The 18,450-nt window shown below is 36.0% G+C and carries 18 protein-coding genes and 1 pseudogene; 4 read left to right on the top strand and 15 right to left on the bottom strand.

Annotation, left to right across the window (positions count from 1 at the left end; genetic code table 11):
* Positions 1–28 precede the first annotated feature (28 nt).
* The 5 genes from N3I35_04930 to N3I35_04910 form a co-directional block, all read right to left on the bottom strand.
* The gene (locus tag N3I35_04930; GenBank protein ID MCX8129428.1) at positions 29–955 is read right to left on the bottom strand and encodes an asparagine synthase; all 927 of its coding nucleotides are present in this window, start codon (positions 953–955) and stop codon (positions 29–31) included.
* 141 nt (positions 956–1,096) lie between these two features.
* A complete protein-coding gene (locus N3I35_04925) occupies positions 1,097–2,635 on the bottom strand; it encodes a BtrH N-terminal domain-containing protein (protein MCX8129427.1) in 1,539 nt (512 codons plus the stop codon).
* Between the two features lie 41 nt (positions 2,636–2,676).
* Positions 2,677–3,714 carry a DUF362 domain-containing protein gene (locus N3I35_04920; protein ID MCX8129426.1) on the bottom strand — a complete coding sequence of 346 codons (1,038 nt, stop codon included), beginning with the start codon at positions 3,712–3,714 and terminating at the stop codon, positions 2,677–2,679.
* A 96-nt stretch (positions 3,715–3,810) separates the two neighbouring features.
* Positions 3,811–4,764 (bottom strand): hypothetical protein, encoded by a 954-nt coding sequence (locus N3I35_04915; GenBank protein ID MCX8129425.1) that lies wholly within the window; start codon positions 4,762–4,764, stop codon positions 3,811–3,813.
* Between the two features lie 54 nt (positions 4,765–4,818).
* Positions 4,819–5,637 (bottom strand): hypothetical protein, encoded by an 819-nt coding sequence (locus N3I35_04910; protein MCX8129424.1) that lies wholly within the window; start codon positions 5,635–5,637, stop codon positions 4,819–4,821.
* A 339-nt stretch (positions 5,638–5,976) separates the two neighbouring features.
* Here N3I35_04910 and N3I35_04905 point away from each other — a divergent pair, with 339 nt between their 5' ends.
* A complete protein-coding gene (locus N3I35_04905) occupies positions 5,977–6,885 on the top strand; it encodes a 4Fe-4S binding protein (protein MCX8129423.1) in 909 nt (302 codons plus the stop codon).
* A gap of 30 nt (positions 6,886–6,915) precedes the next feature.
* Here the strand turns inward: N3I35_04905 and N3I35_04900 are convergent, their stop codons facing one another.
* From N3I35_04900 to loaP, 4 genes are all read right to left on the bottom strand, one after another.
* On the bottom strand, positions 6,916–7,161 hold the full coding sequence (locus tag N3I35_04900; protein MCX8129422.1) for an acyl carrier protein: 246 nt from the start codon (positions 7,159–7,161) through the stop codon (positions 6,916–6,918).
* A gap of 99 nt (positions 7,162–7,260) precedes the next feature.
* Positions 7,261–8,526: a cation:proton antiporter gene (locus tag N3I35_04895; protein ID MCX8129421.1), complete on the bottom strand. Its 1,266-nt coding sequence runs from the start codon at positions 8,524–8,526 to the stop codon at positions 7,261–7,263.
* A gap of 183 nt (positions 8,527–8,709) precedes the next feature.
* The gene (locus N3I35_04890) at positions 8,710–9,387 is read right to left on the bottom strand and encodes a 4'-phosphopantetheinyl transferase superfamily protein (protein ID MCX8129420.1); all 678 of its coding nucleotides are present in this window, start codon (positions 9,385–9,387) and stop codon (positions 8,710–8,712) included.
* Positions 9,388–9,449: 62 nt separating this feature from the next.
* Positions 9,450–9,986, bottom strand: coding sequence for an antiterminator LoaP (loaP, locus tag N3I35_04885; GenBank protein MCX8129419.1), 537 nt, complete (start codon positions 9,984–9,986; stop codon positions 9,450–9,452).
* Positions 9,987–10,298: 312 nt separating this feature from the next.
* On the opposite strand from loaP, the gene N3I35_04880 reads away from it, so the two are divergent.
* On the top strand, positions 10,299–11,243 hold the full coding sequence (locus N3I35_04880) for a DUF2971 domain-containing protein (GenBank protein ID MCX8129418.1): 945 nt from the start codon (positions 10,299–10,301) through the stop codon (positions 11,241–11,243).
* Positions 11,244–11,921: 678 nt separating this feature from the next.
* On the opposite strand, the gene N3I35_04875 is transcribed toward N3I35_04880, so the two are convergent.
* The 3 genes and pseudogenes from N3I35_04875 to N3I35_04865 all read right to left on the bottom strand — a co-directional run bounded on the left by N3I35_04875 (position 11,922) and on the right by N3I35_04865 (position 13,458).
* Positions 11,922–12,368 carry a GNAT family N-acetyltransferase gene (locus N3I35_04875; GenBank protein ID MCX8129417.1) on the bottom strand — a complete coding sequence of 149 codons (447 nt, stop codon included), beginning with the start codon at positions 12,366–12,368 and terminating at the stop codon, positions 11,922–11,924.
* Positions 12,369–12,494: 126 nt separating this feature from the next.
* Entirely contained in the window at positions 12,495–12,767 is a 273-nt protein-coding gene (locus N3I35_04870; GenBank protein ID MCX8129416.1) for a CD3324 family protein, read from the bottom strand.
* A gap of 235 nt (positions 12,768–13,002) precedes the next feature.
* A pseudogene (locus N3I35_04865) lies at positions 13,003–13,458 on the bottom strand (transposase).
* Between N3I35_04865 and N3I35_04860 the strand changes: the two are divergent.
* Complete coding sequence (locus N3I35_04860; GenBank protein MCX8129415.1) at positions 13,435–13,563, top strand: hypothetical protein; 129 nt, start codon at positions 13,435–13,437, stop codon at positions 13,561–13,563. The pseudogene N3I35_04865 and the gene N3I35_04860 overlap by 24 nt on opposite strands.
* 412 nt (positions 13,564–13,975) lie before the next feature.
* Complete coding sequence (locus N3I35_04855; protein MCX8129414.1) at positions 13,976–14,578, top strand: transglutaminase-like domain-containing protein; 603 nt, start codon at positions 13,976–13,978, stop codon at positions 14,576–14,578.
* 130 nt (positions 14,579–14,708) lie between these two features.
* On the opposite strand, the gene N3I35_04850 is transcribed toward N3I35_04855, so the two are convergent.
* The 3 genes from N3I35_04850 to N3I35_04840 all read right to left on the bottom strand — a co-directional run bounded on the left by N3I35_04850 (position 14,709) and on the right by N3I35_04840 (position 18,347).
* Positions 14,709–15,674: a hypothetical protein gene (locus N3I35_04850; protein ID MCX8129413.1), complete on the bottom strand. Its 966-nt coding sequence runs from the start codon at positions 15,672–15,674 to the stop codon at positions 14,709–14,711.
* Between the two features lie 84 nt (positions 15,675–15,758).
* Entirely contained in the window at positions 15,759–16,562 is an 804-nt protein-coding gene (locus N3I35_04845) for a hypothetical protein (GenBank protein MCX8129412.1), read from the bottom strand.
* A 321-nt stretch (positions 16,563–16,883) separates the two neighbouring features.
* Positions 16,884–18,347, bottom strand: a complete 1,464-nt coding sequence (locus tag N3I35_04840) for a M20 family peptidase (protein ID MCX8129411.1) — start codon at positions 18,345–18,347, stop codon at positions 16,884–16,886.
* Between the last annotated feature and the right edge of the window lie 103 nt (positions 18,348–18,450).

Raw genomic sequence — 18,450 nt, 5'->3', positions numbered from 1 at the left:
GATTACAAATAATAAGTTTACAAGAATGCTAACTTAAGAATATCTCCTGTAATCCCAACTCGTTAATGATATCCCGTTTTTCGTCAGTAATTTCTTCGCTTAGGTTTTCTTCCACCCATTTTACTCCAGAGTCAAATTTTTCCTTGCTTAGCGATCCATTATCTAACTGGATGCTTAATTCTGTTAATTCATGAATGTGAAACCCTAATTTCTTTTCACACAAGCCGAATAGTTTGGTAAGAGTACAGCCGGAGGTAACATAGCGTTTATTGCTTATGCCTTCTACCGGATTTACCCACCCATATTTCTTTTCCAACACATCAATAATCTTCGTGATGTCATAATCAAAATATAAGAACGGGTACAGGATATCCACGTTCTTATTCTCATAAAATACTTTGTCTATGAAGCCTTTCAGTTTTTCATTTTCATTATAGATTTTTGTTTGCCTTATAAGCTCATGGCTCCGGTTCAGCTTATCTTTCATAACCCAGTTTGAGACGTTGATCAGTTTGTCTGTCATTTCTACTTTTGAACCAAATATCTGTGCTGAGGTGAGTGCACTTACGACAAACGGTATCTTGTATTTTCCTGCGAATTCAATTCCCACACTTGTAAAATACCGGTTGCATATAAAGCATAAAGGGTTATTATCAATCTGTTTCAATTCCGGTGTCGATAAGAGGTAGTTGTAAAACAAAGTCATTTCCTCTTTTGGCGGCTGATATGTAAACAACGGCAGCTTCAACTTTTCTGCTACATGTTTGGTATATGTACTATTCTCATAACCGTTGTCTACATTTAACAGGCATACCTTTCCTCCTGCATACTTTTTCATAACATCTGCCAGGTAGGTACTGTCTTTACCGCCGCTGAACATTACAACACAGGTATACTCCTGATTTTCCGGCATCCTGTTATTTACAACATTAATGAAGCTCTTTTCCAATTCCATACCTTTTCACTCCTTCTTTTATGTGTTTTTTATATGCAAAATGCAGTAATGTTTAGCATTACTGCATTTCCAGACTTGCTGGTACCTTTTGCAATATCAATACATAGTTTGCTTTTTACATGGTTACCATAAACCTCTATCTTACTTCACCCACCGTATAGAGTTGAATTCCATCTTAAGTTCGCCGTGCGCGCTCCAGGTTTTACACCCCAGCCCTATCTGTTGTATCTTACAAATATCATCTATTTCATACGCCAGTATCATGTTGCTTTCATCAGAAAAGGAATATTCAAAATAAAACGTATTACCTTTTTTACGCAGCCCGAGTATAATATCACAGCCCCCAATATCTACTCTGTCAAGCTTAGAATTCTCACCGATTTTTTCAAGCAGCAAGCATTCTCCGCAATAATTGCCCCAAAAATATAAACTACCGCTATCATCGCGAAATACTATTCCGCCGTGAAATTTTATATCGGGATCACTTTTGCTAAAGGTATGCCTGGTTGTAAATTCAAAGCTATTACTTGAACTATCAAAATTTCTCAAAAAAACTTTAGGGGCATGATCACCCAGCCAGCAGGTATATTCCTTCTCCTTATTAAGATAGAAGTTGCAGGATGAGTCGCTTACCGAAATAACGTTATCTTCATTATTTTCAAATACCCAGATAAAGCCAGACTTATTATAGTTGTCCTCCTCCGGTGAAAGGCGTACCAATTGCTTTTTGATTTGCAGAAGTGTATCTTCCAGCTCCTTTTCAAGGCCGGTTACTTCCTCAAGCTCATCACTGACCGTACAGCACTTCTTCCGGAAACAATTTGTTGAACAGATATTGGAAATGTTGCTCCATCTGGTAGCTAGTAATTTACTTAAAGCTGTTAGCTTTTCAACGAGATCATTATTCTTAAGATAAAACGATGTGTTATATGCCAGCTCACTGTAAAAAACTTCCTTATAATTTATGATTCTATATAAATGATTGCAAATATCGGCAGCTTCGCTATATTCCTGTTTTTCCAGTCTTTTCAGTATATCATCGACATATTTTATTTCCTTATAAGAAAAACCTTTTTCCAAGCTTAAGAAAGTATCCATGCAATCTATGATCAAGTCAAGTATCCGCACCTGCTTGTCATTATTTGCACTTTTGATAGTATACAAGTTATTTGTTTTAAATGCTTCACAATAAGAAATATACATCTTTTCAAGTACATCAAATTGAACTACAAATTCACTATAGAAATAGCTATCTTTGTGCGCTCCATCCATCATATAGTATATTTCTTTGTTGTCATCATAGCCGATTATTAAGAAAAGATGGTCCCAGTCAGCTTGCCTGTAGTGATTGGTATAGTATAGCTCCTTCAGATTTCCCGGCACCAGGACACATGTCTGGGAGTCAATATTTTCTTTGATAAAGCTGTGAAAGTCAGTCGGTTGATGGATACCAAACTTTAATTCAAGCTTGTTTTCAATTATGTCCTTTAAAATATCATTATTTAAAAAGCTGTTTTTATGGCAGAAAGAAGATAATTTTGTATACATAAAAAATATACCTGAAAACCTTGAATCAAAGCTGTCCAGCACAATACCCAAGGGTTTTTCATAACAGTTGACTTTATCTATAGAATAGATATCCTTATAATGCTTAATATTACTGAGGATTTTCTTAGACATATATCATACCTCCCACATCAAACAAAAATCACATATTTGTACTATTTCTTATAATTTATAGCGTTTACAGGGCATAATTCCATACAGCAAATGCAAAGTGCACACCGTTCCCGTAAAAACCTCGGGTATCCGTCAAACTCAATTGCTTCAAAAGGGCAATTTCTCGCACATTCACCGCATTGTATGCACAAATCCCTATCAACCTGGTAGCTTCTTCTTAAAATATCCAGATATTTTTCTCTAAGTTTTCCTTTATATACCGGCATTCTTTTAAAGTCTGTAACCCTTTTAGCTGTATCCGGGCCCCAGTCTGAGCTGCTGACACCCTTCCTTCCCTCTGTCGCAAACTGAAGGATTGGCAAATCCCCGACGGTATAGCCAACAAGGTTTGATAAATAACAGTCGGCTTCAACTCCATCCTGGCACAATACCAAATAACCGAGATACTTGGGATTTCCTATTGACGGCCCCAGTCCTTCCATCGCAACAATAGCATCTGTGATAATCAAATCCGGTGTCCGGATAGAATATATTGAATAGATATGCTTTGCAAATTGATCATTCTTTACATCCTTATGTAACTCTTTTCTCTGTTTTTTTGATATACACCCATACATGTTTTTGATTGCTCCGGTGAAATACGCAAACATATGAGTCTTATATTTGGGGATGTCAATAAGTATGTCGCAATGCTTAATAAGAGAAGAATAGCTGTATATAGTACCATCTTGGGATATGCTTTCATAACCGAAATCTCTCAAGTTATAAAAGTTCAGACAATACTTATCTAACACGGCTTTCATCCCTGTCTTAACCAAAGTCTCCTCATTTTCAATATCTTCGCAAAGCATAATACTGCATTTATATGGTAAAAGCGCTTCAATAAGGCTGCAAACCACCTCGGGATGTGTTGTAGCTGCTTTATCAGGTTCATAGGGTCCTACCAGATTAAGCTTTACTGCCACCTTATCGTTTTCCCTGATTTTGCAATTTACTCCGATATATTTTGAAATAATATTCTGTACTTTGCCTAAACTATCATATGTTAAGTTATTCAATGCCTTCACAGTATCTTTCATACTTCGCAGCTCCTTCATATGCCCCTAAGACTTAATTCCGGATACGGTTGTGTACCGGATACAAGTAACAAACCCATAACCTATACCGTCCGCCGTCTATCGGATTATTGATTCGATATTCTTTAAAATTTCCTCCTCAAGCCCTGCTGTCACCCTAAACAGGTTAGATGCCTTATTAATCCATGGTTGTGAACTTCCAGTGATTTTTGCTTTCATCAGTAAACTACGAGCCATATTGAAATTATCGCTGCATTTTAGAAGTGCGGATGAAGCATCATTGAATCGATCCGTTCCTTTTATTGAGTCTACATGCTGCAGATATCTGGCATACTGGCGCCTGCCGACACATAAATTATTTATATTATTGAATATAGGTGAACTCCAGAAATCAAAATCACTACAATTGATACATTCTTCATTAATATCAACCTTCTCCATACTATCTGCAAAAGCTCTCAATGCAGTAAATGCATCCTGGTATGCTTCGCTTTTTTTCAATTCTTTCATATGTCCGGCAATCAGTTCAAATATTTCTATCCCTTGAACATCCGTATCTCTCTGTTCAAAAATTAATAGTTTACCGGCATAACCTTTCAGAAAACTGTCGATTGATAAATTAATGCCACTCTTAACCGGTTTGCAATCAATGCATAATATTTCCTTTTCGTTGATATCACAGCCTACTATAGTATGTGTCAGATGAGATCCAGAAAAATTGTGCCATTCACAGTATTGTAACCCTATAGTAAATGCCACAGCTTTTCCATTCAGAATATAGTCCTTCAAGACCGCTAAAGCTTCTGTCGGATGAGAGAGCAGCATTTCAACAACCTTTACACCGGAGTATTTCTCCAGATACTCCTCCAGGTTTCCCCATTCGCATTTTATTTGAGAGCCAAGGAGGGTACCGCCATCTCCTTTTATGTAATCAAATGCCCAGGAATGACAATACATAAACGGATAATTTGCGCTGTATACCTGTGCAACTGATGCCAGAATATCTTCATAACAGTCTCTGCCTTCATTGCTTAACGGAATAATATTAATCAACGAACATCACCCTTTTTTTGAAAAAAATAAGTCTATAGACAAAAATCTTTTGCCTTATGTCAGATTGTGGACTGCCCAAACATTTTCCTGTTCATAGATTATCAGTTCCTCATCCGGCTCATACCGGACTGTATTAAGGCCGCCGGGAACAACATAATCTCCTGGACTAAGAAATTTCAGTCCGGTCCAATCTTCCCACTGCTGTTTTGTTCCGGCCACGGAAATACCCCTGCACTTTTTTACCAGCCTGGCACCAAACTTTACATGTACACGCAGCCATGGGTCATACGGAAGATTATCCTCATCCGTCCACTCCATGTAGTCCGCTGTCTTAATAAGAGGGTACCTGTGTTTCATGGATGGACGAAGCGGAATCACCAGCCTCTGATAATTTTTCGTCTTTCCGAACTTTATCAGTTCCTTTACACAATAATAACTTAGCCCCATTCCTCGGAATATTGGATTGATTATTACCTGTAAAGCCATCAAAGTATTGGGCTTGATATCCGAATAATAGTCATGCGCTATCATTTTCAGTCCCCAATATATGCCTCCGTCACTAATCTGTTCATCTTTTTTATCCCAGAGAAAAGCAGCTGTATTAACAACAGCTGCTATCTTGTCATCTATTATCAAAAGTAATTGGTGATCTGGAAACTTATCCTCTATAAAGCCCCAATAGGTTCTCATTACATTTTCACCTTCAACAAATTTCGGCCAGGCCGATTTATTCAATTCATTTACCTGATCCAGCAAATCCGGTCTTTTCGATTTTTCACACACAATATAGTTCATTTTGATTCTCCATTCTAAGACTTTATTTTTGCTTGCTGCTGCTTTTATGTAATTCAAATACTCCCCAAATAAAATCATCAAGCTTATCTGCCTCCACATCCGATCCGCTAAAAGGGCAAGCTTCGCCATTACAATCTTCTTGATTGCCGATCAATAAACTATTAGTTTAAGCACAATTTCCATTCGCCGAAACAGAATTGGAATATACGTTCATTATATGAGTAGAATTGTTTTATGGAAATCCGCTATTGCGATAACAAATTACCATTTTTGTACATATTTATTTACATATTTTTCTGGTTATGATAAAATAACCTAAGCATAATAATTATTACTAACCATATAAAACCCCGGAGTCTTCATTAGCTTTTTCTCTTAAACAAAAACTTCTTGACTATAAAAGGAATGTGACTGACTATGATTAATTTACTAAAACAAACAGCCGAAAAAAACGGTGATAATTTGCAAGTAGTTCCAATCAGATGCTTGCAGGATCTCAAGGATGAAATAACATCTTTTAAGGAAAATAATGAACTGAACGATTTTCAAAAATGGATTGTCACGGGACTATATACTCTTGCGGTGCCGGAAATGGATTTTGAGGCAAAGTCCATTATCATTATTGCAGTCCCCCATCCGGCATATGCTAAAGTTGAGTTCACCAGACACGGGAAACAGTACCAATTGATTTGTCCTGTTGTATCGGATCTTGATGCGACCAAAGAATACATATCGGACTTAATTGTCTCTAAGGGATATCACGTACAGGTGGCTCCAACACTTCCATTAAAGAGATTGGCAGCAAAAACAGGGTTGGGAGTCTATGGTAAAAACAATATCTGTTATACCGATAAAATGGGTAGCTTTTTTTCATTTATTGCATTTTTTTCCGATATCGAATGTCATACCTATGATTGGAATGATATAAAGCCTAATGAAATGTGTAGTGATTGCAATATCTGCTATAATGAATGTCCAACAGGCGCTATCAGACCGGATCGCTTTCTGATCGATAATCAAAAATGTTTATCTCTCTTTAATGAAGGTCCTGGAGATTTGCCTGAATGGATACCTCTATCAGCACATCATTGTATATACGACTGCTTAAAATGTCAGTTAAGCTGTCCGATGAATAAAGAAGCTTCACTTAATGTCGTTGATTCAATCAAGTTCAGTGAAGAGGAAACTGCAATGATACTTACCTGTGACTCATATGAAAATCTTCCTCTTACTATAAAGCAAAAGGCTAAAATACTAGGTATAAACCAATGGTTTGCTGCTATCCCAAGAAATCTCAATCTGTTATTTGAACTAAGCAATCGGTAATAGCTCTATACTGGATTGAAGCTTTAACAGTTAACTGCTTTTTGCCTTAATATAGTTTATAAATACTTCCATCGTTGGATATTTTTCCATTAACAGCATATCGTTTTCAAATACAATATCGAATTCTTGTTCACACATAACGACTAGTTGAACAAAAGCAATTGAATTAATGTTTAGATCTTGAAAGGTTTGGTATGGTAGAGAATTTTCGTCTTGTACCTTTATCAGACCTTTTATTATTGAATTAAACCGGTTATCAATGTCTTTTTGGATCATAACTTACCCCCCTTCCCAGTGGTAATAATTTTCTTGACAGCTTATCTACAGGCACTTATCCGGCTTTCCTCCGGTATCCATTCATAAATCCTGCAAGTTTTACATATAGCAGCTATACCTTGCACTTTTCCTTCTGAATAATATTGCTTTTATTATAGGACCACTAAGCAATGAGGTAATAACAGCCATTATAATCAAAGATACGTACATTTGCTGGCCAATCATGTTTACCTCGACTGCCGTTGAAGCTACGATTATCTCAATTGCACCTCTGGAATTCATGCTAACACCTATGACTAAAGCATCTTTCCATCTGGCACCTCCAATTAGCGCACCGGCAGTTGAACCTACGATTTTCCCCGTAAAAGCGATTAAAAGCACTATTAATACCAATAATAAATTAAAGTCATTAATCAGATTTACTCTCATACCTACAGATACAAAGTATAAAGGAGCAAAAAAGCTTGTAGCAATTGTGTTGATTACATTTTTAGTGTCAAATAAAAATTTTTTAGCTTCAAAATCTTTTTTTAGTGTAATCCCCAGCAAAAAAGCAGCAAAGAACGGGTGTATTCCTATCCTTTCAGCAATTGCCGATATCAGCGTAAGCATGGCAATAGTTATAGCAGTATTAACAGTAGTATTTTCGGTATAGCTGCCTATGAATGAAAAAACAGCTCTGCTGATTCGTACTCCTGCTGTAAATAATACCAGTATAAACAGGAATATTTCTAATATAGATACACATATGGATAATATAGACCCATTAAGTACAGAAATATTTATAAGGCAGGCAAACATAGTCCACCCGACAATATCGTCAATCGTCGCAGATCCAATTATTATAGTACCGATTTCCAACTGTGAGATATTTAAATCGGTTAACGTCTTTATTATTACCGGTAATGCAGAAATAGATAATGCAATTCCTACAAACAATGCATATATCCAATTATTATTTTCAGCGGGAGCATTCAATGCGTTCGGTATAAGCAATACTGTTAATACACCCAATAATAACGGTATTACCATCCCTAACACACTTGTAAAGAGTACAGTTTTTTTTCTGTTTAGTATGAATTTTGTGTTAATTTTTAGTCCTGAAACGAACATAAACAAAATCATACCAAATTGTATAAAACAGTTTAATTCTGATGAAACTATAATATTATTTGGAAACATATTGCCAAAAAGTACAGGAGAGATATGTTTTAAAACCGTAGGCCCCAGCACTATACCTGCCAGCAGCTCGCCAACGATGGTAGGCTGCCCCATTCTCTTTATTATTTTACCAAATATGATCGCCGCAATTAACATAACTGTTAGCTGCAGCAAAAACTTTGTTAATTCATCATTTGTCAACATGGATAGACCCTTCCTTTCGTTTTGCTCGATAATTTATAGGAGAAGGATGGAGAAATGAAACATAAAAAGTATGAACCCTGGACGGGTATACACCATCACGGGTTCCTGTTTATGCTGTGCAATACTGTATGTCAAAGTTTTTACCATTGATATGATTCTTTGCTTCCCGTTACTTGCTGCAGCTTAGCTGAAATTCCCATATAGTTCTTCTTCTGTCAAAGCTTTGAAATCATAATTAATATCTTTTTCCATAAAGCATACCGATAAAAAGTAATCATCCAAACTTCTAGTATAAAAGAGGTATTTTTTATTCCTGTTCTCTTTTATAAAACTTTTGCCACTTTCCAGGTCGAATTCAAAAGAATTCAGCGGGATTTTCATTCCCTTACCGATTGCTTTGATATAGCTTTCTTTTAATGTCCACAGTCTGAAAAATTCAGATACCTTTTTATCATCACATGGTAAACTTTGTATGTATTTATACTCTTTTTCCGTGTAAAACCGGCTTGCTACTCCCAGATCAACCGGTTGGATTTTTTCAATATCCACTCCTACTTTATGTGTACTCGTAGCGATCACCACATAACAGCCTGAATGCGATATATTAAACTTAAAATAGTTTACATTATCTATATATGGCTTACCATATTGGTTATGACTTATTCTTATTTTGTGAAAAGGTATGTTGAGTTTGTCTTTTACAGCTTTCCGAATAAGGAGTTCCCCGACCAAACTTCTCTTCTTTTCCTCAGAACTCCTACAGCCCATAATCCGGAGTCTTTTGTCAAATTGCACATGACTTAGCAAGCTGAACGAAAAAGGTATATCATTTGATAGTTTTACAATCTGGATCTCTACCATATTCCACCACTTAAATCATAAGTAAATAATAGATAATTATGTATTAATGCTACTGATCTTTACTAGGTAGACCCTAAGCCTTCATACTTCTGCAACAAATTAATTCCCAGGTCTATCAGAAGACTGTTATAATTGATTGAAAGCTCAACTTTGGCTCTCCCTTTTCTTTTGTCAATTCTTTTAATGATACCTTCATTACCATAAAGGGGCCCGTTTATTATTTGCACCTTATCATTTACGATAAAAGCTTCCGAAATATCAATCAGTCCATTCTCATTGACTAAAAATAATATCTGCTTAATTTCATCATTTGTTATTTCAGAAAAAACTTCTTTATTTCTAAGAACTTTTATTACTCTCGGGCTTCCCTTTAATCTTAAGTAAAAATCAAGTATATTGTCAGTTTCTACAAGGACATACCCAGGGAACATCATCTTGACTACTTCCCGCCGGATACCTTGTTTTCTCTCATAGATCTTCCTTTTTGGCACAAGCAGATTGAAGTTCACATCTTCAAATACATCTGTTATAGCCTTATTTATATATTTACAGACCTGCTCTTCATATCCAGTTTCCACGAATATAACATACCAGCGCATCTATGTCCCTCTTTACTAAAGATAAAAGTCCTTGCCCGAATATGGCTCCGCCATTACGATACAGCTTTTGTCCGCAGATTATCAATAAGTTTATTCGCTATAGCTTAGAGCCTGCCGTAACAAAGCCTAAACCATATACATAGTATACTTACTGTAAATAAATGAGAAAACCAACAATTGTTCTATTTTTATGCCTTAATAGATCCATTCACAATATGCGGGATATGCAGGAATACTTATTTTGCTGTTATTTTCCCAAAAATTCTAGTATACTGATGTTAGCTACAGTACATTCATTATGTGAAGTAAATATTGAAAAATGCCAGAATCTATATTAATAAGAGGGGAAAAATGATTTTATATAAGTATAGAGCTAATACAGAATTTACTGAAAAAATATTCTTAGACCAGAAAGTATGGCTTTCAAATGCAAGTGGCTTAAATGACCCTTTTGAATGTTCAATGCAAGAAATCTCAAAAGAGTGGACTGATAAGCAGGTTGAAGAAGGCATGCAAGCGCAAATTGCCGGTCTTGTAATGGGCGCAATGAACCATTTAGCAAATAATCAAGGGTTTTGGGGTATGAAACCATATCAGGTTAAGGCAATGCTTAAGACATTAGGAAGGAAAAAGAGTCTTGAAGAAAAGTATAAGATGTGCAGGGAGTTTATAAAGAGTAAGACTGGCCATTATCCATCAGATTTGAAAGCAACAATATCAGAGTTTGACAAGCAGCTTAATGAGGTTGGAATTTTTAGCCTCTCTGAAACTTGCGAAAATCAATTAATGTGGTCTCATTATGCTGAGGACGCCAAAGGGATAGCTATAGGGTTTTCTGTCGAAAAGAACACTAAATTAACAGATGCTAATCATTGTGTCAAGGTGAATTATTCTGATATTCTTCCCGAATTTACAGGTGATGGATTTATTTCCGAATTATCCATATATATTGATGAATTTGGAAGGCCTTATTCAAAAAATAAGATTTCTTTCAGTGACCCCACATTTAAATTGGCTGTTTCAACCAAGCCGACTTGTTGGTCATATGAAAATGAATGGAGATATGTAGAAGAAAAGTCTGGCAGCTATAATCTTCCAGCTCCAATAAAGGAAATTGTTTTTGGATTGAGATGTCCTCCTGAAAATAGGGAGAAATATAGATCACTTGCAGAAAAATATATTTCAAATCCCATAAATTTTTATGAAATTCAAAAAGTGCCTAATACTAATAGTATTGTGAAAAAAGAAATAAAATAACGGAGTCGGCACAAGGGTCTATGGTAAGTATTTTTCTATATTGTGCGTGTAGTAAGACAGCTTAGAATACAGCTTTTCACATATTATGTCATCTGTTTGCTTATGCACATTTTGTACACATATAAAAAAGAAGATGACATACTTTTAAGATATAAGTTCCCATACAAATAAACAAAAATGTCGATTATCTTCTATGTATAGAAATGTATAATGTTTTAGTGATTTAGCTGAAAATAATATAGTTTTATCTGATGTAGGGAAATAGAATATTATCAACTATTTCCCTACATCACATTTTGGTATAGTATACATATAAGTAGATATATCTTATCAGATATAAATTAAAGGGGATTATATGGAATTTTTGTTTGTAACTATTTTCACAATGCTGTTTATATTTGTGTCGGTAGTGTCCTGAATTTTGTGTAAACCCAGGGATAATATATTTTTTGAATAGCCGGATGTCGGATTTTTAAGGACATCTGGCTATTTGTACTTTATCACTTGATATAAAATGAGTCAATAAAGACTTTTTGTTTGGGGAAGAACCAAGTTTTGCTTTTTGAAAAAGAAAAACGACGGCTTTGATTGTTATTTAAAAACCGCCGTTAGGCTACTTGTATTTTGTTTAGGCACATAGCTTTTTTTATTTCCCTGTTGGGCGGCATAAGCTCTATTTTATAGATGTCTTTTCAAATAAATCATATCCACTAACTGTTGTCCATTTTCATACATAGGGTGGTCGTAATTGTCTATAAAAAAGTTTTTAACAATGTGTGATTTTTCAAATCCGCATTTCTCGTAGAAATTAAGTGTCATAGGGCTATCGCCTGTTCCAACATATAACTCGTTACCAGATTTTTTGTAGTAAGCAGCAATAAATGAGATTAGATGTTGTCCATATCCTTTCCGTTGATATTCAGGAACGGTAACAATATTCTTAATTTCATAAACGCCGGATTGCTCTTGTGTAACAATGCAAATCGCTTTAACATCATCATCACACAAGGCGAACATATCACCACGATACAAATATTTCTCTATCATACTTAGCTGTTCATCTGCAATAAGTAGCAATTCAATGTACTTTGCTTTATCGCTATCAATAATTTTCACAATTTCCATTCGATATTTTCCCTTTCCTTTTCTTTGTTATCTTTACAAATCCATTATACCCTTTTCAATTTCAAATAGGGGAACACACATTGTTGTAAAAAATAGATGTGCCACTTTACAAAGTGGCACATCTACTCATAAAAATTGCATATTTCGTATAATGCGTTGAATACTTTTGGGGGTTAAAAAATATTTCTCTGACAGTTCAAAAACAGCCGTGCCGTTTTTGTAACTATTGTATATTTCAAAATTTCTTTCTTTGAAATATGCTTTCGTATCTGTCTTTTCTCCCCACTTACATCTGTTTGATTTTATTTTTGGAATGTATATAACTTGCCCGTCAACATATTGTTGGATTTCTTCAATCAATCCTTCGGGCAGAATTTCCAAAGCGTGAACATAGCCCATTGTGCCCTCCTAAAAATTATTCTTTAGGATAGCAAAGGCTATTGATATTCTGTTTGAGTGATATGCAATAGCCCTTGCTATGCACAATGTTTCCTGCTTTTCCTTATAGTTCATCCCCCCTATCTTTTATATTATAGCTAAGACCGCTTCATTTTCAAGTCACTTTTATGAATGATATGATTTATTTCAATCAATATTGCGATGTGTGTACTCGGGTCTTTGACAGTTACGGGAAGAAGGATATGTATCTGGTTGAATTTCTGATTTGGTGAACTATACACCTCTGGATTTCAGTGTGGGGATTTACAGCTCTAATTGCTTCCGGGAAGCCGCTTAGACCATCTACAGAAGCTATTAGTATATCACGGACACCCCTATTTTTCATATCGTTCATTATGTTGAGCCAAAACTTGCTGCTTTCAGCCTCTCCAATCCACATTCCCAAGATATCTTTCTGGCTCTCCAGGTCTATGCCTATGGCTATGTAAACGGCCTTTTTAACTACGATTCCTTCTTTACATACAGAATAGTGGATTGCATCCATAAAGACGATAGAATAGATACTTTTGAGCATTCTATTCTGCCATTCCTTGATTTCAGGGAGTATACGGTCAGTAATTTTAGATATCAGGGTTGGAGATACATCGATACCATAGAGTTCGTTGAGATGGGATTCAATATCCCTGTGGTTTTAAAGAAAGTCGAAGGATGCAAGTATGCAGTGCTGCGTATAACAAACCCATTCTCAAACCCTTTTGACACTATTCCAAGGGGATGGAAAACATTGGTCGAATGAGTTAATAATAAAGGATATAAAGCATCCTGCCACAAGGAACGATATTGGCTTGAAGAAGTGATAGAAATTGATGGAGTAACTTATATGGATATATACTTCCCTATCAATTGAAGTCTCATTCATATGTAAGTAGAACAGACGATAGAATAATGATTTTTTATACTTCAAAAAATAACAAAGATGAAATTAGCAAGTTTAAAGAGTCACTCTTTCAAAGTTAAGAGTGGTTAGGGTGTTAATCCTTGACCACTCTTTTTGTTGTGTGTTTAATATGATTGAATATATTGACTGTTTAGTTTATACTTTCATTAAGGTAGTTATATTTGTTGCAAAACATCTGATTATGAGCAAACTGAATGCATTTAGATGTATTGTGCAGAAAATTTATATTATCTGAGAAAGAGGTATAGGTATGGATTTATCATTATTTTTGGCAGAGGATGAATATGTTGATTTTTCATCGTCGATAATAACGGAAAAGGCATATGAATTATTTCATAACATAAAAACAGATGTTGAAAAAGCTAAGATTGCGTTCGAGTATGTAAGAGATGAAATCCCTCACTCATTCGAAATAGGGGCAAAAGTGATTACGGCAAGGGCGTCCGAAGCATTGGCAAATAAGACTGGAATATGCCATGCAAAAGCCAATCTTTTTGCGGCGTTATTGAGAACGCAATGTATTCCGACTGGTTTTTGCTTTCAGCGCATGACGATTGCAAATGATGACTCGTTGGGCTATGCCGTTCATTGTTACAACGCAATATATATTGACTACCATTGGATTAAAGTTGATGCCAGCGGGCAGGCAAATGGGAAAACCGCTCAGTTTTCTTTGACCGAGCCAGTACTCGCTTTCCCTGTAGGAGAGGAATATGATGAATATTTTTGGGACGGCATATATGCGAGACCTCATTCAGACACAATGAAAATGCTTGAGAAAGCAAAGTCATTACGAGATATCCGTGACAATATTCCGGATTATGTTAATGAGCCTCCGGATATTCTGGAATAGTTAGGGTAAAAGCATTATCTTCGTTAGTGCTATGTTTACTCCACGACAGAGTTTACAGAGGTATTATGGGGGTCTGCAACCCCCATACCCCAGCAAACTTCTACCTTTTTTATAAAGGTAACTGCTCATTTTAGCTTGTAGGTTGAGAAGATATTGTCTGTAGTTTAGTCTTGCGTTTTAGGTTGTAATGCTCGTATGTAATGGTGTTAAGAGTTCGCGTAATTCCGCCATCGTTTATTTCTCCCTCAATTACGATAGTTCGAGCAAAGTCAGGTACTTTATCTCCAATTATTGTTTCTCTAACTTCGGAGTAAATCATAAGTTGTGGTGTCGGTTTTTTGATACCTCGACTGCATCTGTATATATTGGTCCCGCTTGGATAATAATGCAGGCGGCCACCTTTTATAAATTTCTTTTTTATTTTTTTGCCAGCCTCACCTTTCACTTCTTTCTCCGCAATTACAATTTCCTCACCGCTTTTATACACAGAACTAAAAACAACGTCTTTGTTTTGCTCGTTGATTTCAACGTTTGTAAGATACGCGCTGAGATAAGCACCAATATTATCATTGTTATTTAGTGCTTTTGTCTTAGTAAAACCGTGTCTCCAAAGTGGCTCAATAACGGCATTGTTATCTATCTTAATTTGTCTATCTCTTGTCCAATTAGTAAACATCACCAGTAAGTGCCAATGCCAAGCACCGCTCTCCTGAGGCTCTAAAACGGCAATGTATTCAATGTCAGGGAATTTACGACATTTACGACGGAACCTCTTAATAAAATGTTCAAAATCACTTGAGGCCTTGTTTACGTCAGTCATTGGCTTACCATCAGTGTGGCGATAGGTTAGGGTTAAGAAAAGCTCATTGTTTGCACCTGTAAAGTTGTTATTAATTAAATCGCGGATGTTTTTCATAGTTCGTTTTAAGCCAGATGTATTTTGTGCCCTGTTCTCATTAAGCTTGTACTCTTTAGTTTCAAGGATTTCTCCTGTATTACGGTCAATGACTGCGTAGGTTTCTTTATTAAGTTTTATGTAACTTAGGAGATTTTCCGATTTACGGTCAATATGAATAACCTCTATATGGTCATTCATATTTGTGTATAATCAAGATAATAAGAGGGGCGGAAGTTACGCGCCAAAGGCGCTCCACTTCCGCTCCTCTTTCTGTAAAGCTGCTTATAAGTCTGCCTCAGAGATTCTTGCGTAGCAACCGTGCAAATTTTTCGAAAGATATCGTTCCCCAGACGATGTTGTAATATAGCCATCATAATCCAATCGCACATTTACCCAATAGCCACAATCCAATAATTGGAACACTCGGCCATAAGTGAAGTATTGAGGCTGTTTTGAACTAATATATGCGTAGTCACTACCTTCGACATAGTGAAACAACCCAACGTGATGCCCTAATCCTTTGTTTTTCAGGGGCATATTTGGCAATTGCGTTGCTTGACCGACACTTACAATATAATGGCCAATGCATTTTTCAATCTTACATTCACGTGGAGTTAGAAACGGAGAAAACCCTTGTTTGTATCTGTCCAAACAAACTTTGTTAATTGTATCCAGAATCGTCTGCATTGGTGTTTCTTCTCTGTCATATGCTTTATTCAGTTTGTAGTAGAAATAGGTTTCGCCGTCAACGAAATGAGCAGGATTAAAAGGGAGCCGAATCTCCTCTGGCTGTGTCCTTTCGATACAGTCTACGGCCTTTTCTATCACCGAAAACACCTCTGCCATTTCTACACAAACAAATTTGTAACAGTTGACAGCCCTTCGCATTCTCTCAAATTCCTGTGCAAGTCGTTCCGCTTTTGCTTTATTGTCAAGACGCTCGTCATAAGCGGTTCTAACACCGCCTGCAAACTCACCTATACAAGTAGCAAGCATTTTGACACCGTTGTTTTTATTGTTTTGCTTCTGCATAAATGTATCCTCCTTAGTTTTGTCAGGGGCGTCGAGTATCAAGGGTTTTCGCATTTGGACGCACCCAGCAGAGATGGAATGTACAGCCTTCTAATCCGCAGCCCCGACCATTAACAACTTTCAAACCCGCAGAATGAGCGGATTTCACCGTTATCTGTGTCAACGCATTCAGTATGATTACCGCTTTTGTATAGTTTTCTTATCCCTCGTTAGAAAGCGTCTTTTAACGATTTTGTGATGCCAACCAAACGGTATTCTTTTCCTCGAGTATACTTCCGATAACTCAAAATATAACTTTGCAAATTATTTTTATTAAATCTTAACCTTATACGCCATATACCAATTAAAGTGTGGACGCTCCATTCAGTATATCTACTAGTTTTGAAAGTTTTTGATTATTTGAATATAATACATAATATATTGCTTATAATTATCAATTGGAATCCTTTCGTTAATTCCATGGGAATTTTCGTCCTTTTCTTTGATTGATGGAGTAAATCTATATAAATTTGGAGTTAAGACGGAATAATGCTTAGAGTCTGTACCACCAGTTACAAGATATGGCACACTTATTGTATCAGGAAATACCTGCTTTATTGATGCTTGTATTTTTTTGAAGCTGTTTGTCTCTACCGATGAGACAGGTGGAGGATTATTGTTAAACCCTATAACGCTTGTGTTCACCCTTGAGTCATCTATAATTTCTTTTACATGCTTTATTACACTATCCACAGTATCACCTGGAAGTATTCTAAAATTCATAGTTGCACTGGCATATGAGGGTATAACGTTGTCTTTAAATCCACCGCCATAGATTGTTACAACTCCCGTTGTCCGAATACTGGCATTTGTTTCAGGAGAAGTATCCATAATCTTTTTTATAATACCGCCAGTAGCCCACAAATTAGACGCTATCATGTTGTAAGGAAATTTCATCTCTGGTGCAGCAAATTCAAACATTGGTTTTATCCCGATTAAGGATGATGAAAATCTACTTTTTTCCAAACACACTATGGCATTACTTAAAATTCCTACTGAAGTGCTTTTTACTGGTGAACTTGAATGACCGCCTTTTGTATTAACAGATAATTCAAGTGTTAAATATCCTTTTTCTCCAATACCTATTAATGCAACTTTTTCTTTAATGCCGGGAATAGCTTTGTCTTGTATAGCACCACCCTCGTCTATAACACAATCGAGGGTTACTTTTCTCGACTTTAAAAGTTCAGCAATCTTTGCTGCACCATTTATCCCCAAAACTTCCTCGTCATGTCCGAGAGCGATATAAATAGTCCTTTTCGGAGTGAAACCATTTCCCAGTAAATATTCAACTGCCTCTAAAATACTCGTTACTTGACTTTTATTATCTCTTGCACCCCTTCCCCAAATTTTACCGTCTGCAATGTCTCCTGAGAAAGGAGAATGAATCCAATCATTTTCAGTTTCTTCCTCTACACCAACAACATCTGTATGTGCTGTTAACATAATAGGCTCCAAAGTTCGATCTTTACCCTCCCAAGTATAGAGCAGACTGTGCTGATTTACTATTTCTCTTTTTAAGTTTTTATGAATATTGGGAAAAGATTGCTCAATATATTCGTTTAGTTTGTCGAATTCATTATAATCGAATTTAGTAGCATCTGTAAAAGATATGGTCTTATACTTCAGAGCTTGTGAAATATGATTAATTATTCTCTCATCATTAAATTTAATCATATCAATAGGTTTAACTTCTTTAATTTGTTTCGATTTAAAAGTGATTGTCCGTACAATAATAATTGTAAAAAATATTATAAGTACGACTCCCACAATCAACAAAGTTTTTTTTATTATACTCACAATAATCCCCCCGTGTATTCATGATTCAAACAAATTTTTAATTGGAGTATAGATAAACGTGCATAAGAAAGCAATAGTAAAACACTACTATTTGAGTTAATAA

The organism is Clostridia bacterium (assembly GCA_026414765.1).
Lineage (GTDB): Bacteria > Bacillota > Clostridia > Acetivibrionales > DSM-27016 > SKW86.
Note: the sequence above shows the minus strand (reverse complement) of the source record. Positions and strands in the feature narration are given on the sequence as shown.